Annotated in this window: 23 protein-coding genes, 2 tRNA genes and 1 pseudogene; 14 read left to right on the forward strand and 12 right to left on the reverse strand. The window is 72.6% G+C overall.

Annotated elements, in window-relative coordinates:
- Positions 1 to 27: 27 nt before the first annotated feature.
- Entirely contained in the window at positions 28 to 1,272 is a 1,245-nt protein-coding gene (locus ACFY3L_RS50580; protein ID WP_389341751.1) for a glycoside hydrolase family 18 protein, read from the reverse strand.
- A gap of 115 nt (positions 1,273 to 1,387) precedes the next feature.
- Between ACFY3L_RS50580 and ACFY3L_RS50585 the strand changes: the two genes are divergently transcribed.
- Together ACFY3L_RS50585 and ACFY3L_RS50590 are read left to right on the forward strand one after the other, a co-directional pair.
- Positions 1,388 to 2,005 (forward strand): MarC family protein, encoded by a 618-nt coding sequence (locus ACFY3L_RS50585; protein ID WP_389341754.1) that lies wholly within the window; start codon positions 1,388 to 1,390, stop codon positions 2,003 to 2,005.
- Between the two features lie 33 nt (positions 2,006 to 2,038).
- Entirely contained in the window at positions 2,039 to 2,881 is an 843-nt protein-coding gene (locus tag ACFY3L_RS50590) for a RecB family exonuclease (RefSeq protein ID WP_389341757.1), read from the forward strand.
- A gap of 1,389 nt (positions 2,882 to 4,270) precedes the next feature.
- Here ACFY3L_RS50590 and ACFY3L_RS50595 read toward each other — a convergent pair.
- The 4 genes from ACFY3L_RS50595 to ACFY3L_RS50610 form a co-directional block, all read right to left on the reverse strand.
- A complete protein-coding gene (locus ACFY3L_RS50595) occupies positions 4,271 to 4,846 on the reverse strand; it encodes a TetR family transcriptional regulator (protein ID WP_389341760.1) in 576 nt (191 codons plus the stop codon).
- A gap of 67 nt (positions 4,847 to 4,913) precedes the next feature.
- Complete coding sequence (locus ACFY3L_RS50600) at positions 4,914 to 7,091, reverse strand: hypothetical protein (protein ID WP_389341763.1); 2,178 nt, start codon at positions 7,089 to 7,091, stop codon at positions 4,914 to 4,916.
- 42 nt (positions 7,092 to 7,133) lie between these two features.
- Entirely contained in the window at positions 7,134 to 7,940 is an 807-nt protein-coding gene (locus ACFY3L_RS50605) for an oxygenase MpaB family protein (protein WP_389341766.1), read from the reverse strand.
- Entirely contained in the window at positions 7,937 to 8,395 is a 459-nt protein-coding gene (locus ACFY3L_RS50610; protein ID WP_389341769.1) for a Fur family transcriptional regulator, read from the reverse strand. The genes ACFY3L_RS50605 and ACFY3L_RS50610 overlap by 4 nt, the downstream gene beginning before the upstream one ends.
- A 123-nt stretch (positions 8,396 to 8,518) precedes the next feature.
- On the opposite strand from ACFY3L_RS50610, the gene ACFY3L_RS50615 reads away from it, so the two are divergent.
- Positions 8,519 to 8,992 carry a DUF2231 domain-containing protein gene (locus tag ACFY3L_RS50615; protein ID WP_389341772.1) on the forward strand — a complete coding sequence of 158 codons (474 nt, stop codon included), beginning with the start codon at positions 8,519 to 8,521 and terminating at the stop codon, positions 8,990 to 8,992.
- A gap of 3 nt (positions 8,993 to 8,995) precedes the next feature.
- Here ACFY3L_RS50615 and ACFY3L_RS50620 read toward each other — a convergent pair whose 3' ends face one another.
- Both ACFY3L_RS50620 and ACFY3L_RS50625 read right to left on the reverse strand, forming a co-directional pair.
- A complete protein-coding gene (locus tag ACFY3L_RS50620; RefSeq protein ID WP_344512201.1) occupies positions 8,996 to 9,298 on the reverse strand; it encodes a translation initiation factor 2 in 303 nt (100 codons plus the stop codon).
- A gap of 53 nt (positions 9,299 to 9,351) precedes the next feature.
- Complete coding sequence (locus ACFY3L_RS50625) at positions 9,352 to 9,498, reverse strand: hypothetical protein (RefSeq protein WP_389341775.1); 147 nt, start codon at positions 9,496 to 9,498, stop codon at positions 9,352 to 9,354.
- An 84-nt stretch (positions 9,499 to 9,582) separates the two neighbouring features.
- On the opposite strand from ACFY3L_RS50625, the gene ACFY3L_RS50630 reads away from it, so the two are divergent.
- Both ACFY3L_RS50630 and ACFY3L_RS50635 read left to right on the forward strand, forming a co-directional pair.
- A complete protein-coding gene (locus ACFY3L_RS50630; protein ID WP_344512267.1) occupies positions 9,583 to 9,765 on the forward strand; it encodes a hypothetical protein in 183 nt (60 codons plus the stop codon).
- Between the two features lie 159 nt (positions 9,766 to 9,924).
- Complete coding sequence (locus tag ACFY3L_RS50635) at positions 9,925 to 10,068, forward strand: hypothetical protein (protein WP_389341816.1); 144 nt, start codon at positions 9,925 to 9,927, stop codon at positions 10,066 to 10,068.
- Between the two features lie 62 nt (positions 10,069 to 10,130).
- On the opposite strand, the pseudogene ACFY3L_RS50640 reads toward ACFY3L_RS50635, so the two are convergent.
- Both ACFY3L_RS50640 and ACFY3L_RS50645 read right to left on the reverse strand, forming a co-directional pair.
- Positions 10,131 to 10,223: pseudogene (locus tag ACFY3L_RS50640) on the reverse strand (FmdB family zinc ribbon protein); the annotation flags it as partial.
- Positions 10,224 to 10,226: 3 nt separating this feature from the next.
- Complete coding sequence (locus tag ACFY3L_RS50645) at positions 10,227 to 10,865, reverse strand: 5-formyltetrahydrofolate cyclo-ligase (RefSeq protein ID WP_389341778.1); 639 nt, start codon at positions 10,863 to 10,865, stop codon at positions 10,227 to 10,229.
- A 59-nt stretch (positions 10,866 to 10,924) separates the two neighbouring features.
- On the opposite strand from ACFY3L_RS50645, the gene ACFY3L_RS50650 reads away from it, so the two are divergent.
- The 6 genes from ACFY3L_RS50650 to ACFY3L_RS50675 all read left to right on the forward strand — a co-directional run bounded on the left by ACFY3L_RS50650 (position 10,925) and on the right by ACFY3L_RS50675 (position 17,066).
- Complete coding sequence (locus ACFY3L_RS50650; RefSeq protein ID WP_389341781.1) at positions 10,925 to 13,153, forward strand: diguanylate cyclase; 2,229 nt, start codon at positions 10,925 to 10,927, stop codon at positions 13,151 to 13,153.
- A gap of 9 nt (positions 13,154 to 13,162) precedes the next feature.
- A complete protein-coding gene (locus tag ACFY3L_RS50655) occupies positions 13,163 to 14,098 on the forward strand; it encodes a UTP--glucose-1-phosphate uridylyltransferase (protein WP_389341784.1) in 936 nt (311 codons plus the stop codon).
- Positions 14,095 to 15,390 carry a gephyrin-like molybdotransferase Glp gene (gene glp / locus ACFY3L_RS50660; protein WP_389341788.1) on the forward strand — a complete coding sequence of 432 codons (1,296 nt, stop codon included), beginning with the start codon at positions 14,095 to 14,097 and terminating at the stop codon, positions 15,388 to 15,390. Before ACFY3L_RS50655 ends, glp begins: the two co-directional genes overlap by 4 nt.
- Positions 15,387 to 16,001 carry a GNAT family N-acetyltransferase gene (locus tag ACFY3L_RS50665; protein ID WP_389341791.1) on the forward strand — a complete coding sequence of 205 codons (615 nt, stop codon included), beginning with the start codon at positions 15,387 to 15,389 and terminating at the stop codon, positions 15,999 to 16,001. The genes glp and ACFY3L_RS50665 overlap by 4 nt, the downstream gene beginning before the upstream one ends.
- Before the next feature lie 200 nt (positions 16,002 to 16,201).
- The gene (locus ACFY3L_RS50670) at positions 16,202 to 16,924 is read left to right on the forward strand and encodes a hypothetical protein (RefSeq protein WP_389341794.1); all 723 of its coding nucleotides are present in this window, start codon (positions 16,202 to 16,204) and stop codon (positions 16,922 to 16,924) included.
- A 65-nt stretch (positions 16,925 to 16,989) separates the two neighbouring features.
- Positions 16,990 to 17,066 (forward strand) — tRNA-Ala (locus ACFY3L_RS50675).
- 1,077 nt (positions 17,067 to 18,143) lie between these two features.
- Here ACFY3L_RS50675 and ACFY3L_RS50680 read toward each other — a convergent pair.
- From ACFY3L_RS50680 to ACFY3L_RS50690, 3 genes are all read right to left on the reverse strand, one after another.
- Positions 18,144 to 18,216: transfer RNA gene (locus ACFY3L_RS50680), tRNA-Arg, on the reverse strand.
- A gap of 31 nt (positions 18,217 to 18,247) precedes the next feature.
- Entirely contained in the window at positions 18,248 to 18,778 is a 531-nt protein-coding gene (locus ACFY3L_RS50685) for a DinB family protein (protein WP_389341797.1), read from the reverse strand.
- Between the two features lie 78 nt (positions 18,779 to 18,856).
- Positions 18,857 to 19,348, reverse strand: coding sequence for an NUDIX domain-containing protein (locus tag ACFY3L_RS50690; RefSeq protein WP_389341800.1), 492 nt, complete (start codon positions 19,346 to 19,348; stop codon positions 18,857 to 18,859).
- 75 nt (positions 19,349 to 19,423) lie between these two features.
- Here ACFY3L_RS50690 and ACFY3L_RS50695 point away from each other — a divergent pair, with 75 nt between their 5' ends.
- The 3 genes from ACFY3L_RS50695 (at position 19,424) to ACFY3L_RS50705 (ending at position 20,812) form a co-directional block, all read left to right on the forward strand.
- A complete protein-coding gene (locus tag ACFY3L_RS50695) occupies positions 19,424 to 19,948 on the forward strand; it encodes a hypothetical protein (RefSeq protein ID WP_389341803.1) in 525 nt (174 codons plus the stop codon).
- 134 nt (positions 19,949 to 20,082) lie between these two features.
- Positions 20,083 to 20,619, forward strand: coding sequence for a hypothetical protein (locus tag ACFY3L_RS50700; protein ID WP_389341806.1), 537 nt, complete (start codon positions 20,083 to 20,085; stop codon positions 20,617 to 20,619).
- Positions 20,594 to 20,812 carry a hypothetical protein gene (locus ACFY3L_RS50705; RefSeq protein ID WP_389341809.1) on the forward strand — a complete coding sequence of 73 codons (219 nt, stop codon included), beginning with the start codon at positions 20,594 to 20,596 and terminating at the stop codon, positions 20,810 to 20,812. The genes ACFY3L_RS50700 and ACFY3L_RS50705 overlap by 26 nt, the downstream gene beginning before the upstream one ends.
- Positions 20,813 to 20,950: the final 138 nt, after the last annotated feature.

Raw genomic sequence — 20,950 nt, forward strand, 5'->3', positions numbered from 1 at the left:
GCTTTCGTGGCGCTGCTTTTCGTGGTGCTACTTGAGGACGGTGCCGATCGTCTTGGTCAGCGTGCCGCTGGTGTCGTCGCCGTCGAGCGACCAGACCATGGCGCCGCCGTAGCCGTTGACCCGGATGTACAGCGACTTCTGGGCGACCGTGAGCTGGTCGTCGAAGGTCCAGAACGTGCTGCCGTTGAACAGCCACGCGTGGCCCGAGCGGAGGTCGCGGTACACCTTGTACCCCTGCTGCGGCAGCGTGGCGAGGACCTTGTAGTCCTCGTTACCGGCAGCCCAGGTGGCCGGCGCGGGGCCGGTCGCGGGCTGGAAGAGGCCGTGGTTGGCGGTGCTGGTGATGCCGGTCCAGCCCTGGCCGTAGTACGGGATGCCCAGGACGAGGGCCTTCTTCGGGGCGCCGCGGTCGGTCCAGGCCTTCAGCGTGGTGGAGCCGCTGAAGTCCGGCGTGGTCGGCGCGCCGCGCGGGACGAACAGCGCGGACTGCTGGTTGGTGGTGGCCTCCCACGTGCCGTGGAAGTCGTAGCCCTGGATGGTGCCGAAGTCGAGGTACTTGAAGATCTTGTTGACCTCGAAGCCGGCGTCGATCTTCGCCGGGCTCGCCGGCAGGAACGCGGTCAGGGTGGCCTTCTTGCCGAGCTGCTTGCGGAACTCCGCGACCATGAGCGTGAAGTTCTGCTTGTCCTCGGGGCGGATCACGTTGCCCGGGTTGCCCTCCGAGCCCGGCCACTCCCAGTCGAAGTCGAAGCCGTCGAAGACCCCGGTCGACCAGAACGTGTCGATGCACGACTTCACGAGCGCCTTGCGCGACGCGTCGGTCAGCACGGCGTCGGAGAAGTTCGCCGACAGCGTCCAGCCGCCGAGCGACAGCAGTACCTTCAGCCCGGGGTGCTTGAGCTTCAGCTTGCGCAGCTGGTTGAAGTTGCCGTTCAGCGCCTGGCCCGGCGCGTCCGCGACACCGTCGACGCTCTCCTCGGCGGAGACCGGCCGCTGGTAGTCGGCCCACGGGTCGGCGGAGACGCACTTGCCGGTCGCGTCGACGTTGCCGAAGGCGTAGTTGATGTGGGTCAGGTTCTTGGCCTGCCCGCTCGTCTCGAGGTTCTTGACGTAGTACTGGCGGCCGTAGATGCCCCACTGGATGAAGTACCCGACGCGCTTGTACTGGTCCTGATGCGGCGCGCTGTGCGCCGACGCGGTGCCGGGCACGATCGCCAGTGACGCGAGCGTGAGCGACACCGCCAATCCGGCCAGGACGGAGCGTCTGCCCATGAACCCTCCATGACTGTAAGGAAACTTTGCTGTTGATGGGCAACGTAGGGGTGCCGCCGGGTGGCGTCAAGACCCTGGTTTCCGGTCTATGCAGGCACACCACGACAATCCGGGAGTGGATCTCAAGCTCTTCGGTGAAGTCTTCGTGACCCTGCTGGTCATCCTCGATCCGCCGGGCGCCGTGCCGATCTTCCTCGCCCTCACCGGGTCGATGGCGGCCAAGCACCGCAACCGCGCCGCTCTGCAGGCTGTGCTGCTCGCGCTCGGCGTCATCGTGGCGTTCGCGCTCGTGGGGCGGCAGATCCTCGCGTACCTGCACATCGACCTGCCCGCCCTGCAGGGCGCGGGCGGCCTGCTCCTGCTGCTCGTCGCCCTCGAACTGCTCACCGGCAAGACCGACGACCCCCGTCAGGAGGCCACCTCCAACGTCGCGCTCGTCCCCCTCGGTACCCCGCTGCTGGCGGGCCCCGGTGCGATCGTGGCCACGATGCTGTTCGTGCGGCAGGCATCCAACGTTTCGGGATATGTCGCTATCGCTGTGGGCATCGTGGCCGTCATGGCCATCGTCTACCTGGTGCTGCGCTTCTCCGGCATCCTGGTGCGCATCCTGCGGCCCAGTGGCATCGAGGTGGTCACCCGCATCGCCGGCCTGCTCGTCGCCGCCATCGCCGTCCAGCTGCTGGCCGACGCCATCGGCGCCTTCGTCACCGAGTACCTGCACTCGCCCCATTGAGGTTTTGTCGTACCCCGGTGGCAGGATCGAGGAGTGGACAACGAGCAGCTCGGCCTCTTCGCCCCACCCCGGCGCCTGTTCACCTGCACGCCCAGCAAGCTCGGCAGCTATGAGGACTGCCCGCGCCGCTACCGGTTCACCTATGTCGACCGCCCCACCCCGCCCAAGGGACCGCCCTGGGCGCACAACTCGCTCGGCGCGTCCGTCCACACGGCACTGCGCAGCTGGTATGCGCTGGACCCCGCCCGCCGCGACCGCTCCGCCCTGCCCACCCTGCTGAAGGCCACCTGGGTCAGCGAGGGCTACCGCGACGAGACCCAGGAGCGCGACGTCTTCCGCCGCGCCCTGGGCTGGCTCGAGTCCTATGTGGACGGCCTCGACCCCCACGACGAGCCGCTCGGCGTCGAGCGCACCGTCGCCGCGCGCACCGACACCCTCGCGCTCTCCGGCCGCGTCGACCGCATCGACCTGCGCGACGGCCACCTCGTCATCGTCGACTACAAGACCGGCCGCTCCGGCGTCACGCCCGACGACGCCCGCGGCTCGCGCGCGCTCGCCCTCTACGCGATCGCCGCCTCCCGCGTCTTCCGCAAGCCCTGCCACCGCGTCGAGCTCCACCACCTCCCGACCGGCACCATCGCCGCCCACGACCACACCGACGACTCCCTCGCCCGCCACCTCCGCCGAGCCGAAGCCACCGCCGCCGACATCACCACCGCCGACGCCGCCCTGGCCGCCGGCACCCCCGCCGACGAGGCGTTCCCGGTGGCCCCGGGCCCGCAGTGCTCCTGGTGCGACTTCCGCCGCTCCTGCCCCGCCGGCCTCGACGCCGCCCCGAAGGACCCCTGGACCGCCGTCGACCGCCCCGCCACCTAGCCCCCCGCCCTCCGTGTGCCCGGCGGCGCTTCCCGCGCGGTGCAGCAGCGGTCTTGCAGCAGTGCGTGGTGAGGGTGCTGCCGGGCCGCGGCGTCAGTTCCCGGCGCCCCTCGGCCCCGTCGCCGTCGCCGTGAACTTCTGCGCCGACGCCGATGCGGTCAACGGCTCTGCGCTCCAAGGGTCTGCGTCCCATCCCCGCAGCCGCCGTGCACCCGCAGGCCTGGCGCCGGCGCTGTGGCGCGGAGCCCGGCCTGCGGCGTGCGGAGCCCCGTCCTGGCGGCGTGCAGCCTGGCGGCGTGCAGCCTGGCGGCGTGCAGTGCCGGCCTGCGCAGTGTGGGTGTCCGGCCTTGCGGCATGCGGGGTCCCGTCCTGGCGGCGTGCGGTGGCAGCCTGTGTGGTCCCCAGCTTGCGGGGCGCGGGGCGGCCTGCGTCGTGTGCGGGTTCCGGCCTGCGCGCACGGTGCCCCGGTTGCGGTCCGGCGGCCTGCGGCGGTGCCCGGGTTTGCGATGCGGGACGGCCTGCGGCGTGGCCCGGGCTGCAGTGTGCGGTGATGGCCTGCGGTTTGTAGTGCCCGGCGCGCTGGGACGGCCCGCATCGTGCGGGGCTTCGGCCTGCGACGCTCGGTGCCCGGGCTGCGGTCCGGCGGCCTGCGGCGGTGCCCGGGTTTGCGATGCGGGGCGGCCTGCGGCGATGGCCCGGGTGTGGTGTGCGGTGTGGGGTGCCCAGTGTGCCGGGACAGCCTGCATCGTGCGGGTCCCTGGCTTGTGGCGCGGAGCCCGGCTTGTGGCGCGCGGAGCCCGGCTTGCGGCTTGCGGCGCGGGCCCGGTCGCGGTGTGGGGTGCTCGGTGTTCCGATGCGGCTGCATCGTGCGGGGCCCTGGCCCGCGGCGCACGGAGTCCGGCTTGGGCATGCGGGGCGGCCTGCGGTGGGGAACCGGGTTGCGGTGTGCGATGCGGTGTGGGCCTGCGCCATGTGGTGCCCGGCGTGGGGCGCGCGGGGGTGGCCTGTGACGGTGCCCGGGTTGCGGTGTGGGGTGGCCTGCGGTGGGGGCGGTGTGCGGTGCCGGCCTGCGGCGTGTGGTGCTTGGCCTGCGGTGCTGGGCGGATTGCCTGGCGTCACCATCGCGGATGTCGTCTTGGTCGTCACCCTTGTTGGCGAGGTTTGCCGGTTGCCCTGGGCACGCAGTGATCCTGGTGCGATTTTCGCTGCTCATGCCCTGCTGGCGGCTGTGCCGCACTGAAGGACCGCGGGCCTTCGTCGACTGGCCCAGCCGTCCGCTGCTCGTCCCAGGTGCCTGGCCTGTGGCGCTGCGTGGATCGCCTCACTCCGCCATCCGCGGACCCGCGGCGCCAGGGCGTGATCGGATGGCGGATCCGGCCCGCTGTCTGATCAGCCGGGGAAGGCGGCGGTGAAGCAGGTTGAGAGCAGGGTGTCGAGGTCGGGGGCGGGGTCCTGCTCGACCCAGCGCATCAGGGCGGTGTCGAAGGCGGCGAACGCGACCGCCACCAGGACGGCGGGGCGGGGGTCGGTGGTGGGGTCGGTGCCGATGCGGGTGGCGAGCTCGGTGGAGAGGGCGGCGCGCCAGGTGACCTGGCGCTCCAGGTAGCGGGCCAGCAGCGGCGGGGTGGTGACCATGATCTTCGTGAGGCGCCGGGACTTCTCGGGGTGCTCCCGGAACGTGTCGGTGAAGGTGCGCAGCGTGTGCTGGAGGGCGGCCGCCGGGGGTTCGGGTGCGGGGCGGGCGGCCAGGGTGGCGGTGAGCCGGCGGCCGAGGTCGCTGAGGCGCTCGATGATGACGTCTTCCTTGGACTGGAAGTAGCGGAAGAACGTCCTGCGGGACACGCCCGCGGCGGCGGCCATCTGGTCGATGGTGGTCTCCTCGAACCCCTGGATCGCCAGGAGCCGCAGCGCGGCCTCGGTCAGCTCGTCGCGGACGAGCTGACGTTTGCGATCGGCGAGGCTCACGCAGGCATTCTATGCGCCGCACGACAATTTTGGCACTTAGACGCGTTGCTGACACTAAGTGCCATGCTCAAGGAGTGCGGAGCCGGTAGACCGTGATGTCGCCGCGCTGCCAGGCCAGGTCGGTAAGGGTGGGCAGCGCCGCGGTCGGCGTACCGTGGGCGCGGTCGACGAGAATCCAGCGGACGCGCTGCTCCCGCAACCACGACAGCCGGGCAGGGGTCGGGTCGAGCACGGCCGCGTCGTTGAGCGCGAGCCGCGCCGGATCCCAGTAGGTGAGCGCAGGGCCGATGCGGTGCGCGCGGGACTGTGACTCCGTCGACTCGGGCGAGTAGCCCCAGCTGCCCAGGAGGACGCGGCGCTCGCTGTACGCGGAGATCCAGTACGCGAGGCTCTGCCCCCGCATCAGGCCGCTGCCGCCGACACGGTGGACGTTCGTGGCCACGTACTCCGCGGGGGTGCTGTGGGCGCGCAGCCAGCGGGCGCCGGCGACCTGGTCGGGCGTGATCCGGATGTGGTACGCGAGGCCGAGGTTCGCGTTCGTCACCGCGTCGAACGGCAGCCGGGCCACGCCGGCGAAGAGCACCACGACCAGCGCCCCGAAAGCCCCGGCACGCCGATCCAAGAGCCGGTGCCAGAGCCGATCCAAGAGCCGATCCAAGAGCCGGGGCGAGAGCCGGTGCGAGAGCAGGTACAGGAGCAGGGCCGACACCAGGACGAGGGCGCCCAGGGCGTACACCGGCAGCGGCACCCACCAGCGATGCCGCGGCACCGGCAGGGTGAACGCGACCGACACCGCCGCGAGCGCCGCCGCCACCGCGAGCGCCGTCCACAGCGCGCGCGGCGACCACGGCAGGCGGACCAGGCCGGTCGCCGACAGGATCGCCGCGCACGGCCAGGCGGCGACGACGAAGAAGTGCTCGCTCCACGACACGTGCCAGACACACAGCGTGCCGGCGACGCCCGCGACGGTCGTGCCGGCCAGGAAGACGCAGGCGTCATCCCAGTGGCGGAGGAGCAGGACGCCGGCGAGGCGGGCGCCCATCGCGATGCCGTACGCGCCGAGACCCCACAGGATGAGCGGGACGTCACGCACCGTGGTCCCGTGCCGCTGGCTCCCGACGAAGTCCAGCATGATCGCGAAGGGCCCCCACCGCAGGCCCTGCCCCTCGAACCCGTAGAGGACGGCGACCGCACCCACCGTGATGGCGGCCAGCGACCCCCCGAGCAGCCACGGGGTCCATCGTGGCCGTCGCCGCAGGAGGTGTACCGTGCAGACCGCCGCCACCCCCGCCCCGAAGAGCGGGACGATGGTCGACTTCGCGCCGGTCGTCCCGGCCGCGAACAGCAGCACGAGCAGCCAGTCCCGCCGCCCGCCGCCGCGCAGCACGGACACGATCGCCGCGATCAGCGGCATGCTCAGCGCCGCGCCGAACAGCAGCGAGCGGCTCGACCAGCTGTAGTACGCGGTGATCGAGCCGAAGAACGCCGGCGCCTGCCGCTGCGGGACGAGCTCGCCGACGGTGAACATCAGCGCCGCCGCGACGGGGCCCGCCCACGGATGCCCGGCGACCCGCCGGCCGGTGACCGCGAGCAGGCACACGGCCAGCACGGCGAGCACCGGCAAATCCAGCCGGAACCACACGACCGGCAGGTCGACGCCACTGATCAGGCTGCTCGCGGCGACGTGACCGTACGCGAACCAGTGGTACCCCAGCGTCCGGTCGCCCTGCTCGGGGACGGCGAGCGGGAAGTGGTGCTTCAGGTCGGCGCTGACGGCGAGGAGGTTCAGCTGGTCGATCATGTAGTCGTGCGCGCCACCGGTCGGCAGCGGCGGGTTGACCGCCAGGAACGCCGCCGTCAGGTACGCGAGGAACCCGGCCGCGATCCCGGCGACCGCCCACGACCAGGCCGCGGACGGCCGCTCGGGATAGTCGGGGCTCCGCCGGTGGCGCGCCAGCGGGACGATCGCCAGCAGCGGCCACGCCCACAGCCAGCCGCGCAGGTCGAGCAGGCTCGCGGCCGCCAGGCAGGCCGTTTCGGCGAGCAGCCCGACGACGGTGCCGTACGTGAGGTCCTCGAGCAGCGACTGGGGCGTGGGCCGGATCGCGCGGTACAGCAGCGTGCCCGGCGCCACGACGGCATAAGCGAAATATCCGGCATATAGGGCAACATCGAGCGGTGAAGTGCCGAGCGCCAGCGGAAGCGCGACGGTCGCCAGGGCGAGCGCGAGCCATGGAAGTTTCATGCCAACCGCTCAACGCCGGGGAGCGCGACGGTGTGACGGCCCTCAGGAGGCGAGGCGGCGCATCGCGTCGCGGCGCAGCGGGGAGATCCAGTCGATCGGGATGGCGCTCAGCATCCGGCCGAGGACCAGCGCGTTCGCCGACGTGATCAGGTCGGTCCCGGGGAGGCCGGGCAGCCCGTACAGGCGGCGCGCCCACGCCGGCAGCAGGCCGATCGCCAGCGCGGACACCCCGAGCGCGGCTCCCCGGACGGGGGTGAGGCCCAGCCCGTACGGCAGCGGGGGCAGCGTCAGGAACAGCCCCGTCGCCGCGGAGTCGACGGTCAGCTCCAGCTCCGGACGCATCCGCTCGTAGTAGGCGGCGACCGCCGCCGCCGAGTCCGGCACCGTGGCGGGGTCGAGGCCGACGAGCTCGGCCGCCCTGGTCTGCTCCGCGTAGTAGCGGTCGATCTCCGGCCCGCTCAGCCGCAGCCCGCCCCGCAGGGCGGCCTCCATGAACGACTCGACCTCCGTGACGTGCACCCATCGCAGCAGGTCGGGGTCGTCGACGCGGAAGCGCTCGCCGGTGCGCGGGTCGGTCGCGGTCATCTTCGCGTGGATCGCCCGCACCCGGCGGCCGGCGCGCTCGGCCTGCTCGGTCGTGCCGTAGACGACCGTCCCCACGTACATGGCGGTGTGCTGGAACCTGCCCCACGGGTCCTTGCGGTACCGGCTGTTCTGCTCGACGCCCGCGACCGCCCGGGGGAGCAGTGCCTGCAGGTACAGGCTGCGCAGGCCGCCGACGGTGACGATCGGCTCCCGGTGCACCCGCCAGGTGACCGAGTCCGGCCCGAAGAGCCCCGGGTCGCTCAACTCGGCAGGTCCTCGGCCGGGTCGTCGGCGTGCCGCTGCTGGCAGGCGGGGCACAGCCCCCAGAATGTGACTTCGGCCTCATCGACGACGAACCCGTGCGCCTGCGACGGCGTCAGGCACGGCGCGTCGCCGACCGCGCAGTCCACGTCGGCGATCTCTCCGCAGCCGCGGCAGACGATGTGGTGGTGGTTGTCGCCGACACGTGACTCGTAGCGCGCGGGACTGCCGGCGGGCTCGATCCGCCTCGCCAGCCCGGCCCGGGACAGGGCGCTGAGCACGTCATAGACCGCCTGCGTGGAGACCGTGTCGAGCCGGTCCCGGACCCGAGCGGCGATCTGGTCGACGTCCAGATGGCCCTGCGCCTGCCCCCGCGACGCTTCCAGGACCTCCAGCACGGCCAGCCGGGGCCGCGTCACCCGCAGACCCCGGGCGCGCAGCAGATCCTCACCCGACACGCTTCCAATAACACCACGCACCCTGGAACCGTTCAAATGTTTCTGAGCTCTTGCTTGAACTGCCGGTGCTCGGGTTGTGTACACGTCCGGTGGGGGAGGATCGCCCGACGAAGAGGAGGCCCCGTGTTCGAACGTGTGCTCGGTCTACCGGCTCACCCGTTCTTCATCCATGCGGCAGTCGTGCTCGTGCCGCTGCTGGCGATCGCGGGCATCCTGTACGCCGTCTGGCCGGCCGCCCGTCACCACGCCCGCTGGACCATGGTCGTCCTGGCCGTGGCCACCCCCGGCGCGGTGTTCGCCGCCAAGGAGTCCGGCGAGGCGTTCGGGGAGAGCCCCAACTTCCAGTCCGGCCAGCTGCAGGCGAAGATCAGCGAGCACGAGGACTTCGGCAGCACGCTGTTTCTGATCGTGGTGGGTCTTGCCCTTGTCACGCTCGTCATGGCGTACGTGGTCCGCCCCGCCGCGGCCGTGTCGATCGGCCCCGCCGCCGCCCACTGGGCACTCAGCGGGCTGACCGTGGTGCTGGCGGTGGCCGCCCTCTACTTCGTCTTCAAGGCCGGAGACACGGGCGCCAAGATGGTCTGGGACGGCTTCTAGCACTCAGAACAGCAGGCGGCCGCAGAAGATCAGCAGCAGCACGAGGATGACCGCCCCGGCGAAGATCCCCATCCCCTTGGTCAGGATCGTCGCCGCCTGCTCCTCCCGGTCGATCCGCTCGGGATCCTGCGCGGGCAGCTTCCGCGGCGCGGCCGGTCGCTCGACGGTCGGGGGCCGCCACCCACGCGGGGGCGGCGCGCTGCGCGGCGCACCGGTGTAGGGGACCGCCGCGGGCTCGGCCGGCGCGGCCGGGGGTGGCGGTGCGGCCCCCTCCGGCGGCCGCCGCCAGAAGGCGTCGTCACTCACGCCACGAGCGTACCCACCGGGCCGGTAGCCGGACCCGGCCCGGTGGGGGAACCTCAGTCGCTGTTCAGCAGATCGGCGAGCGACATCGGACGGGTGGCGTCCGGGTCGCCCTGGTCCAGGCGCACGGTCGGCTGGTCGTCCGCTGCCTGCTCCGCCTGCCGCGGATCGGTCTGGTGCTGGGGGGCACTGTCGTCTGTCATGCCGCCGAGTGTGACCTGTCGACGGAAGGGCGACTGTCGTCATTCGGCCAACTTCCCGCAAACTCGCCGGAGTACGCTCGCGGCGTGGCGACGACGAACGAGTGGGCATCCACCGATGAGCAGCGCGAAGTCTCCTTCGAGGACTTCGCCGACGAGCTGGTCGTGTTGCCGGACACCACGACCGACGACACCGACGCCGGCTGGGGCGAGCGCAGCGCGTCCAACGACGACCGCCTGCTCGCCGACCGCCCCCCGCACTGGGACTGACGGACCGGCACAGACAGCGCTACGCCCCGAGCCGGTGACCGGCGGGGCGTAGCGCTGTCTGGTGCGAGCGGCCTGCTGTGTGGTGCGGGCAGCCTGCTGTTCGGTGAGCGGCTTCAGGCGGCCGAGGAGGCCGACTTCGTCGACGCGCCCGCCGAGGACGTGCTCGACGTCGAGGCCGCGGCCGGCTTCGAGTCGGAGGACGAGCTCGAGCTCGTGTCCGAGGACTTCGACTCGGAGGACGACGAGGACGACGTCGCCGAGGAGGTGCTCGACTTCGTCGAGGAGCGGGAGTCGGTGCGGTAGAAGCCCGAGCCCTTGAAGACCACACCCACCGCGGAGAACTGCTTGCGCAGGCGGCCCTGGCACTCGGGGCACTCGGTCAGCGCGTCGTCCGTGAAGGACTGCACCGCCTCGAGCTGGTGGCCGCAGGCCGTGCAGGCGTATTGGTAGGTAGGCACCGTTCAGCCTCCATCATTGGCACTCAACCCTATCGAGTGCCAATAGTGCGGTATCGCACATCCTTTCGTCCAGTGGAGGTGGGCGGTCTCATACCTGGCGGTAGCCCCCACCAGGGCTCCCGAGACCCGCTGGTCGTGCGGCTCGGCGGGCACGGACGGCAGGAGCTCGCCCGGGTGCAGCAGGGCGATCGTCGGGGCAGTGACCCGGGCGAGGACCCGGTCGTAGGAGCCGCCGCCCTGGCCGAGCCGCGTCCCGTCCAGCCCGACGGCGAGCGCCGGGACCAGCATCAGGTCGACCGAGCGGACCGCGTCGACGCCGAGCCGCGGGCCGGTCGGCTCCGACAGGCCGAGCGGCCCGCGGGCCAGCGTCCCGTCGTAGCGAGCCCAGTCCAGGTCGCGCGAGGGCAGCAGCACGGGCAGCAGGACCTGCGGCACCAGGGCGGCCAGGGTGGATGGGAGCTCGGGGCCGCCCGCCTCGAACGGCAACGGCACGTAGGCGGCGACCGAGCGCGCGCCGGCTGCCCGCACCATGGCAGAAACAGCAACAATGAGTGAATTGTCCGAAAATGGGTGCGCGGAAGAGCGCCGAGCGGACCGGATGTGCGACCGGAGCTCGGATTTCGGGGACACCGCAGGCGGCACCGCTCAAATCCTCCTCATCTGTGACAGCATCGCAGAAACACAGCTTCGGGAGGACGGACGTGACGCTGCGGGCGCGGCTCACCGCCGCCTTCCTGGCGGTCGTGCTCGGACCGGTGCTGCTCGGCGCGGTCTTCGTCGGCATCGCCGTCGCCGCCGTCAGCGAGCAGCGGGCCAAGGAGCGGCTCGAATCCGGCGCGCAGAACGTCGAGGCCGCCCTCGCCGTCACGTGCCAGCGGCTGCGGCTCGCCGCCGAGACCACGGCCCTCGTCACCGCCGGCGGTGACCAGCCCGACGCGGCCGCGCGGGCCGTCGTCCGCGGGCTCGCCCGCGCGGTCGAGGTGAGCGGCGCCGACGGCACCGTGGTCACCACCGCGGGCACGCTGCCGCCGAAGCCGTGGGCCGACTGCGCCGCGCCGGCCCCCGCGCCGTTCGCCGCGGTCGCCGCGTCCGTCGACGTGCTCGACCCGAGCTCGCGGCGCATCGGCCGGGCGTACGCGGTCGAGCCCGTCGACGCCACCCTCCTCGCCTGGCTCGCCGACGCCAGCGGGGTGCGGGTCGAGTCGCTCGCGGCGGGCCAGCCGGACTCGGAGGCGGTGCGCGTCGCCGGCGGGCTCGACCGCGGCGCGACCGGCACCACGACCGGCGGCCTGCTGGTCCGGCGGCTCGAGCCGCAGCCCGGCCAGCCGCTGACCCTCGCCCTGTCCGTGCCCGAGCCCGACACGGGCGGCCTCTACGCGGTGCTCGTCGCCGTCGTCGCCTGCGCCGGGGTGGTCGCGGTCAGCGTCGCCTGGTGGCTGGCCCGCTCCACCACCCACCCGCTGACCGAGCTGGCCCTGGCGGTCGAGCGCGTCGCCGACGGCGACCTCAGCGCCCGGGTGCCCGTCCGCAGCCAGGACGAGGTCGGGCGGCTCGGCCAGACGTTCAACCGGATGACCCGCGAGATGCAGGGGTACGTGCAGGCGCTGACCGCCAGCCGCGACCAGCTGCGCGGGCAGCTCGGCGTGCTCGGCGACACCCTCGCCGGCACCCACGACCTCGACCGGATCCTGCAGGTCATCCTGCAGACGGCGACGGCCGCGACCGGCGCGCAGTCCGGGGTGGTCCTGATGGTCGACCCGGCCAGCGGCGAGCTGCGCGGGCAGGTGGCGGAGGGGGTCGCCGGGTTCGACGCCACCGACCTGCGGCTCCAGCTCGGTGACGGGCTGCTCGGCACGGTCGCCGCCTCCGGTGAGCCGCGGCGTGGCCGGGTCGACCGGGACGGGCCGGTCCTGGCACCCGCCGAGCCGCGCTGCATCACGTACGTCGCGGTCCCGATCGCCGCACCCGGCGTGGGGCCCACCACGGGCCTGGAGCCCCAATCGGACCTGCCGCCCGCCGCGCGCGGGGTCCTCGCCCTGTACGACCGGCACGGCTTCGACGAGTTCGACGACGCGGACCTGATCACGCTGCGGACGTTCGCGGGACAGGCGGCCGTCGCCGTCGACAACGTCCGGGTGCACGAGGAGGCGCAGCGGCTGTCGCTCACCGACCCGCTGACCGGCCTGTCCAACTACCGGTACCTGCGTGAGTCGCTGCGCCGGGAGGTCGAGCGGGCCAGCCGCTTCGGCCGCAGCCTCGCCGCGCTCGCCCTGGACCTCGACCGGTTCAAGGAGGTCAACGACACCTACGGGCACGCGGCCGGGGACGCGGTGCTGGCCGAGTTCGCCCGCCGGCTCCGGGCGGAGATCCGCGAGGTCGACTTCGCGTTCCGGCAGGGCGGCGAGGAGTTCGTCGTGCTGCTGCCGGAGACCGACGCGACGGGCGCCGCGGTCCTCGCCGAGCGGCTGGGTGCCGCCGTACGGCGCAGCCCGGTCCTTGTGATCTCCTCCACGCCCGGCCAGCCGCCGCGGCGCATCCCGGTGACGGTCTCGATCGGCATCGCGGTCTTCCCGATCCACGGCGCGACGGGAGCGGCGGTGCTCGAGGCCGCGGACGACGCGCTCTACGCGGCCAAGGCCGCCGGCCGCGACATGTACAAGATCGCCCTTGACCTGGCCGTGGCGGCGCCGCAGGAGTCGTTCGCGGGTCCGTCGGAGGTGCCGTTCGCGGGTTCGTCGGAAGTGTCGTTCGCGGGTTCGGAGGTGCCGTGCGCGGGTTCTTCGGAGGTGCCGTTCGCGGGTTCGGAGGCGCCGTTCGCGGGTTCGGAGGCGCCGTTCGCGGGTTCGGAAGAGCCCGTGAAGGCTAGTGCGGAGGTGACGCCCGGCGCGCCAAAGTCGGCACAACCGCCACGACAGACCCGCGGCGGCTAGCCTTGCCACATGCCTGACACGACTCCTCACCAGCCCGCGGCGCAGCGCCAGCGGGCTGTCAAAGCCGTGATCCCGGCGGCGGGCCTGGCCACCCGCTTCCTCCCGGCGACCAAAGCCGTGCCGAAAGAGCTGCTGCCGGTCGTTGACCGGCCCGTCCTCCAGTACATCGTGGAAGAGGCCGCGGCAGCCGGCATCCGAGACATCCTGCTGGTCACAGGCAGGGGCAAGACATCGATGGTCGACCACTTCGACCGCCGTCCCGACCTCGAGGCGCGCCTGCAGGAGAAGGGTGATGACGAGCGGCTCGCCGCGGTCAAGCGCCCCAGCGAGCTCGCCGAGATCTACACCTGCCGTCAGGGCGAGCCCCTCGGCCTCGGTCACGCCATCTCGTACGGTGAGTCGCACGTCGGCAACGAAGCGTTCGCATGCCTGCTCGGCGACGAGTTCGTCGAGGAGACCGAGCCGCTGCTGCCCGCGATGCTCGACCTCCAGGCGCAGACCGGCGGCATCGTCCTCGCCCTCATCGAGGTCGAGCCCGACGAGACCAGCCGCTACGGGATCGCGTCCGTCGAGCCCTCCGACCTGTCGGCGGACGCGGGCGAGGTACTGAAGGTGACCGGCCTCGTGGAGAAGCCGAAGCCCTCGGAGGCGCCGAGCAACCTCGCCGTGATCGGCCGCTACGTGCTCCCGCCCACCCTGTTCGACGCGATCCGCCGCATCGGCCCCGGCGCCGGCGGCGAGATCCAGTTGACCGACGCGATGGCCCTGCTGCTCGCCGAGGGCACCCCGGTGCACGGCATCGTGTACCGCGGCACCCGGTACGACACCGGCATGCCCCTGGGGTACCTGCAGGCCGTCGTCCAGCTCGCGTGCAAGCGCGACGACCTCGGCCCGGCGTTCAGCCAGTGGCTGACCCAGTTCGTGGAGAAGGATCTGCGCGGGTGACAGCGGTTCCAGCGACGGGCTCCCACCACGACGCCGCACGCGATGCGGGCGTCGGGTCGAACGCGCGCGTCCCACTCGCCGACTATCTCGCCGGCGTGCTCCGGGGCCTGCGCCCGTTGCCCCCGCTGGACCTTGAGATCACCGCCGCGCACGGCAACGTGCTCGCCGAGGACGTGGTCGGACCGGGCCCCGTGCCCGCGTTCGACCACGCCGCGATCGACGGCTACGCCGCCCGGTTCGACGACATCAGCGACGCGCAGCCGGGCCGCCCGGTCCGGCTCAGCGTCGTCGGTGACCTGGTCGCCTCGAGCTGGCGGCCGGTCCGGCTGACCCCGGGCACCTGCTTCTCCGTCGCCGCGGGCGCCCTGATGCCGGTCTCGGCGGACGTGGTGGTGCCGCCGGGCATGACCGACCAGGGCATGGCGGCGGTCGAGGTGTACCACCCGACGAAGCGCGGCCACGGGGTGCGCCGCGCCGGCGACGAGCTGCCCGCCGGGGCGGTCCTCGCCCGCGCCGGTGCGTACGTGACCCCGCCGCTGGTGTCCGTCCTGGCCGCCAGCGGCATCGGGCACGTCGTCGTGCGGCCCAGCCCCCGCGTCGTCGTGATCGCCACCGGCGACGAGCTCGTCGACGTCGGCCGCGCCAGCCAGCCCGGCCAGGTCGTCGACGCCAACTCCCACGCGCTCACCGCCGCGGCTGCCGAGGCCGGGGCGCACGCGTACCGCGTCGGCATCTGCGACGACGATCCCGAAGGGCTCCGCGGGCTGCTCGACGACCAGATGCTGCGCGCGGACCTCATCATCACGACCGGCGGCACCGGCACCGGCCCCGGCGACATGGTCCGGCGCATCCTGTCACGGTCCGTCGTCTTCTCCGACCTCTCCGTGTACCCGTGCTCGTCGCTCGGCTACGGGACCATCGGCGGCGCCGCCGGCGTCAACGGCGTGCCGATCGTCTGCCTCCCCGGCGACCCCGGCGCCGCGCTCATCGGCTTCGAGGTGCTCGCCCGGCCCGTCATCCAGCTGCTCGCCGGCGCGGACCCCGTCTTCCGGCCCAGCGTGCGCGCGCACCTGCTGGAGACCGTCAGCTCACCCTCCGGCATGCGGGAGTTCCGCCCCGCGTACATCACCGAACGCCGCGGCGGCGGCTACACCGTCATGCCGCTCGCCGGCGGCCCGTACACGCTGTCAGGCCTCGCCGACGCCAACGGGCTCATGGTCCTGGGCGAGAAGGTGATCAGCGCCGCCGCGGGCTCTACAGTGGACGTCATCATGTTGGATAGACGGCGATGAGTCAGCCTGGATGGCCGGCGGTCCTGACCGACGGTCCCGTCACCCTGCGGCCCTACCGGCGCGCCGACGCCCGCCCGTGGGCCGAGGTCCGCCGCGCCAACGAGCAGTGGCTGTCGAAGTGGGAGCCCACCCCGTACGGGTCGTGGCACGACCTCAACTCGCCGGCCGCGTTCCGCGCCGTGCACGCCGACCTGCGCCGCGCCGCCCGCAACGGCAGCGCCATGCCGTTCGCCGTCTGCTACGAGGACCAGCTCGTCGGCCAGCTCACCCTCGGCAACATCGTGCGCCGCGCCTTCTGCTCCGGCTACGCCGGCTACTGGGTCGACTCCCGCCACGCGGGCAAGGGCATCACCCCGACCGCGCTCGCGCTCGCCGTCGACCACGCCTTCAGCGTCGGCGGCCTGCACCGCATCGAGGTCAACATCCGGCCCGACAACCTCGCCAGCCGGCGCGTCGTGGAGAAGCTCGGCTTCCGCCAGGAGGCCTACCACCACCGCTACCTGCACATCGACGGCGACTGGCGGGACCACCTCGGCTACGCCATGACCACCGAGGACATCTCCACCGAAGGCGGCCTCCTCGCCCGCTGGCACAAGGTCCTCGCCGCCTGACGTTTCCCGGCTCCCCCTGTTCGGCTCCTTCTTTTCCTGCTCGGCTCCTCCTTTTCGGGTGTTTCCTCCTGCGTGTTGACGTGGTGTGACGCTGCGCAACCCGTACTGTTCTGAGTCGGAGTTACCACGCTGTAACTTCCACAGACTTGGATGACTTCGCGCGCCTGGGGGGACCGGCGTGCGAGTCGGTGAACGGAGGCGTGAGGGTGCCGACCTCGGTGCTCCTCGCCGTCCTTGCCGCTGCTGGGCTCCTGGCCTTGGCGCCCGCGTTGGTGCGCCGGTACGACGCCACAGAGCGGCTGGTGGCGGAGCGGGCGTTGTCCACGGCACGGGTGCTGACCCGTGCCGGGATGCGCGCTGACCGCCGCCGCCGCACGATCCCCGGCCGCCGCCCGGTCAACCCGCCCCGCACTGTGGTGCACCGCACGGTCGCTCCTCCCGCCAGCGCCGCCGCGCCCGGTGCCGCTGCGCCTGCCGCCCCTCCGCCGTTGCGGGTCGTGCCGGCCAACGCCCGCCGGCGCCGTCCTCACCGGGCGCCCCGCGCCATGTACCGCCGCCGCCGGGTCCTGCTCGCCCTCGTCCTGCTCAACCTCGTCGAGCTCGGCGGCGTCGCCCTCGTCAGCAGCGGCTTCTGGGTCGGCTTCGCCGTCACGGGCGCCCTGCTCGTCGCCTACGTCGCCCACCTGCGCACCCGCGCCCTCGCCGAGCAGCGCCGCCGCCGCCGCGAGGCCCAGTACGCCGCCTGGATCGCCCGCCGCCAGGCCCAGGTCCGCCGCGAACAACTCCGCCGCGCCGCCCAACGCCGCGAGGCCGTCGCCGCCCAGCTCGCCGAACGCGACCGGGCCCGCCGCGAGGCCGCCCGCCTGGGCGCCCTGGGCGCCGTCCGAGGCCGCCCTTACGACACGCGGGCATCAGGTCAGTGATCTGATTCGCGCCCCGTCCAACCCGTTTGCTACTCTTGGGCCCGGCCCACTCCGGCGGGCCGACTGGGGTTGTGGCGCAGTCTGGTAGCGCACCTCGTTCGCATCGAGGGGGTCAGGGGTTCGAGTCCCCTCAACTCCACCAATCGGCGCAGTCTGCTCAACGGACTGCGCCGTTTCGCGTTGGTGGTGGAGTTGGTTCCCCGCGCACGGGCTTCGCCCGCGCTTCCCATTGGGGGAGCTTCGCTCCACCCACGCCCCCTCAAGACCGTAGCCGGGTGCTCTGGGTGCGTGGCTCGTCGGCTGCGCCGCCTCGGAAGGGCGGGGTGCGGCTCCATCCACGCCGTTTTCAAGACCGTGGCGGGGTGCTCTGGGTGCGTGGCTCGTCGGCTGCGCCGACTCGGAGGGGCGGGGTGGCTGGTGTCCGCCTGTCCATGAAGTGCGGCTCCACCCACGTCCCCTCAAAATCCGTGGCGGGGTGCTCGGGTCGGTTGGCTCGTCGGCTGCGCCGACTCGGAGGGGCGGGATGGCTGGTGTCCGTCTGTCCGTGGGGGTGCGGCTCCACCACGCCCTCTCAAACCGTGGGTGCTTGAGTCGGTTGGCTCGCGGCTGTGCCGCCTCGGACTCTTGTGGGATTGATGTCTGCTCGCTGGTGGGGGCTGTGCCTTCTCGAACCTGGCGGGTCCGGTCGGCTTGCTGTTGCCCCATCCGCATCCCCTCAAGGCTGGGGCGGGTGCGGGTCGGTTCGCCGTTGCTTCGTCCGCGCTTTCTTGATGCCGTGGCGAGGTGCGCTAGCTATTGGGCTCGTCGGCTGGCGCCGCCTCGGATCGATTCGCGGGCGGAATTGCTCGCCTGTGTGGAGCGGTGGGTCTGGGCTTCTCGAATCTGCGGCAAGGCGGTCGGCTTGCTGTCGGTCCATCCAGCGGCTGCTCGAAACCGCGGCGGCAGGCTCTTGGTTTGTGGGCTCGTCGGCTGCGCCGTCTCGGAAGGTTCGTGGAGGGCTTTCCGTGCGGGCGGTGTGCGGGCGGCGGTCAGCTTTGCGGGTGGGATGGCGTTGCTTGCTCGGGCCAGATCGGGAGCTGCGTCGATTCTGGGCTTGAGGGGGGTAGGTCGTTGTGGTGAGTCGCTGAGATTCGTGGTCTTGGGGGAGAGCGAGCCGGCTGGCCATGGAGACACTCAACCACGGGGTACGACAGAAAAGCGGCCTCGGCGCGGCTGGAGGCAGTGCCGGCCGGATTCGAACCGGCGTCCTTCCGATCCGGAGTCGGACGCGTCCACCGCTGCGCTACGGCGCTGCCGTCGGCGAGTGTACCGAGCGGCGGTCGGTCACTCGGCGGGGGCGAAGCGGTCCAGGGCGGGCATGTAGCGGCGGTAGGGGCCGACGTCGTGGCGGTATCGGCCGGCGAGGACCTCGGCGATCTGGGCGGCGTGGGTCAGGTCGTGGGCGACCCAGGCGGACAGGACCTGGGACAGCGTGACCGTGCCGAACTCCGGGTGGGTGCCGGTCAGCGTCAGGTCGTCGGCGGTGAGGCCCAGGTTGGCGAGGTCCTGCAAAGCGCGGGCCCGGGTCGCGTGGAAGCGGTCCAGCAGCGTTGCCACCGGCTCGCGGTCCCAGGAGAGCATCGCGACGCGGTTGAAGGGTTCGAAGGTGCGGCCGGTGCCGTGCGCGACGATCAGCTGGATGCGGGGGATCCAGTTCGTCTCGTCGCCGTGCAGGAGGTGGCCGGCGATGGCGTACGCGCTCCAGGTGTCCGGGCCGTCGTCGCGGTGCAGCCACTCGTCGGGCAGGTCGAGCAGCAGCGCGGACACCGTGGTCGGGGTGCGGGCCAGCAGGGTCGTCGCGTCGGAGATTCGCATGTGGCCAATGCTCGGCGCACTTCGGCCGCGGGGACAGGGCCACCTCGCGATGACTGGCCTGGCGCCCCCGAGGGCCGGTCAGGAGCCGGGTCGGGCAGGGGCTTCCAGGTGCTGGTGGAGCCGGTCGAGGAAGGCGCCCTGGGCTTTGACCAGCTTGGTCCTGGCGGCCTCCAGGCCGAGCCACGCGACGCGATCCAGCTCGGGAAACGACTTGATGACGCCCGATCCCTTCGGCCACTCCATCTCGAAGGTGTTGCTGACCGCGGCCTGCTCGTCGAAGTCGCCTTCCAGGGCGAACACGGTGACGACCTTGCCGCCGCTCTGGCGGACCTCGCCCAGGCAGATGGGCGTGCCCGCGGGCGCGGGGGCGCCGAGCTCCTCCTCGAACTCGCGGAAGGCGGCGGCCTGGGCGTCCTCGTGTTCGTCGTACTCGCCCTTGGGGATGGACCAGGCGCCGGCGTCCTTCCGGGCCCAGAACGGACCGCCCATGTGCCCGACGAGCACCTCGACACCCTGGTCCGAGCGCCGGTACAACAGCATCCCCGCGCTCAGCCGAGCGGTCTTCGCCATGTCTGGCCTCCCTGTGAGCCGGGCCGATGCTTGATGCAACCACACTTCGCGACGACCGGCTGGCACCCTGAGGCGATGGACGAGATCGATGACGACGCGCTGCACGCGCTGGTGACGCGGATCGCGAGTGCGCGCGGGAAGGTCGTCGTGGTGGAGGTGCCGCCGGACCGGGTCCAGGACCTCGTCGACGAGCTGCAGGCCGCGGCGTACGAGGACGAGGCCGACGTGCGGCTCGTGCTCGGCGCGGCGTGCACCACGGCCGCTCGCGCCGTCGAGCACCTCGCCGGTGTGCTGCAGCTGCCCTATGCGGCGAGCCGCGGGTGGCTGGACCTGCTGGGGGCGGTCGGCGACCGGGCGGCCTCGCTGCGGCAGTGCCTCGTGGTGGCCGACGCGGCGGACCTGGTGCGGCACGAGGACGAGGACCGGTGGCACGAGCTGGTCGCCGCGTTGAGCGGCGGGCCGTCCTGCCTCGGCGGCGGGTGGAACACGCTCGTCCTGGCCGATCATCCGTGGCGGTGGGAGGACACACCGTTCCGGTCGGCCGCGAACGCGCAACGCGGCGCCGAGCAGGGGAAGCGCTCGTCCGTGCTCACACGATGACCGTCGACAGCGGTCTTGTTTACGCAGAGTGGGCAGGAGAATGCTAATAGTGTGAAAGCCGCATACGGTTGCTCCAGGACAGAAGCTCCAGGAGGAATCTGTGCGGAAGCAGTACGCCCATCGCCGGCGTATGCATGACGATGCTGGTGCCCGTGGCGCCGGCGGCAGCGGCTCCCGGTAAGGCGCGCACGACCGAGTCGGCCCCGACGTCGTTCACCACGACTAGCGCGGACACCTACACCATGCCGGCCGGTGTCACGGAGGTCGATGTCGTGGTGATCGGTGGCAGGGGTGGCAACGTCGAGCCCGCGAAGGGCGGCCTGGGCGCGAAGGTGAGCGGCCGACTCACCGTGACCCCCGGCGAAACCCTCAACGTCTTCGTCGGCGACTCCGTCCCGAGCGCCGCCTCCGCCCCCGTGGTGCCGGCCGCGCCGGTGAACCCGCCGGTGCCGCCCGCGCCGCAGGCGACCCTCGACATCGACACGGGCACGCAGAGCGGCGTGCTGCGGCCGGGTTCGGCGGTGACCGTGAGCGGTGACGGGTTCGCGCCGCACTCCACGGTCACGGTGACGATCTACTCCACGCCGGTGGCGCTGCACGAGCATCGTGACCGACGCGGCGGGCTCGTTCGTCACACAGGTGACCATGCCGGCCGGGCTCGCCGCCGGTAAGCACTCCATCGTCGCCCAGGGCGTCGACACGCTGGGCGTGTCCCGCATCATGCAGGTCACGGCGACCATCCGCACCGCCTCGATCGGCGGCACGCTGCCGGTCACCGGCGTCCCGGTCAACGTCCTGTGGCTGTTCGGAGCCATGCTCCTGCTGAGCGGTGCCGCACTGCCCTGGACCGCCTGCCGTGCCTGAGTCGCGCGGCAAACGCGGCGGTGGGGGGGGGGGGGGGGGGCGGCCGCGCCCCCCCCCCCCCCCCCCCCCCCCCCGGGGGGGGGGGGGGGGGACCCCCCCCCCCCCCCCCCCCCCCAAGACCCCCCCCCCCCCCCCCCC

The sequence above is a fragment of the Dactylosporangium sp. NPDC000521 genome (genome assembly GCF_042898305.1).
Lineage (GTDB): Bacteria > Actinomycetota > Actinomycetes > Mycobacteriales > Micromonosporaceae > Dactylosporangium.

Coding starts and splice junctions, on each gene's coding strand:
- ACFY3L_RS50695 (WP_389341803.1), top strand. CDS start 19,424: ATGGACGAGATCGATGACGACGCGCTGCACGCGCTGGTGACGCGGATC.
- ACFY3L_RS50580 (WP_389341751.1), bottom strand. CDS start 1,272: ATGGGCAGACGCTCCGTCCTGGCCGGATTGGCGGTGTCGCTCACGCTC.
- ACFY3L_RS50655 (WP_389341784.1), top strand. CDS start 13,163: ATGCCTGACACGACTCCTCACCAGCCCGCGGCGCAGCGCCAGCGGGCT.
- ACFY3L_RS50685 (WP_389341797.1), bottom strand. CDS start 18,778: ATGCGAATCTCCGACGCGACGACCCTGCTGGCCCGCACCCCGACCACG.
- ACFY3L_RS50665 (WP_389341791.1), top strand. CDS start 15,387: ATGAGTCAGCCTGGATGGCCGGCGGTCCTGACCGACGGTCCCGTCACC.
- ACFY3L_RS50625 (WP_389341775.1), bottom strand. CDS start 9,498: ATGACAGACGACAGTGCCCCCCAGCACCAGACCGATCCGCGGCAGGCG.
- ACFY3L_RS50705 (WP_389341809.1), top strand. CDS start 20,594: ATGCCGGCCGGGCTCGCCGCCGGTAAGCACTCCATCGTCGCCCAGGGC.
- ACFY3L_RS50600 (WP_389341763.1), bottom strand. CDS start 7,091: ATGAAACTTCCATGGCTCGCGCTCGCCCTGGCGACCGTCGCGCTTCCG.
- ACFY3L_RS50700 (WP_389341806.1), top strand. CDS start 20,083: ATGACGATGCTGGTGCCCGTGGCGCCGGCGGCAGCGGCTCCCGGTAAG.
- ACFY3L_RS50690 (WP_389341800.1), bottom strand. CDS start 19,348: ATGGCGAAGACCGCTCGGCTGAGCGCGGGGATGCTGTTGTACCGGCGC.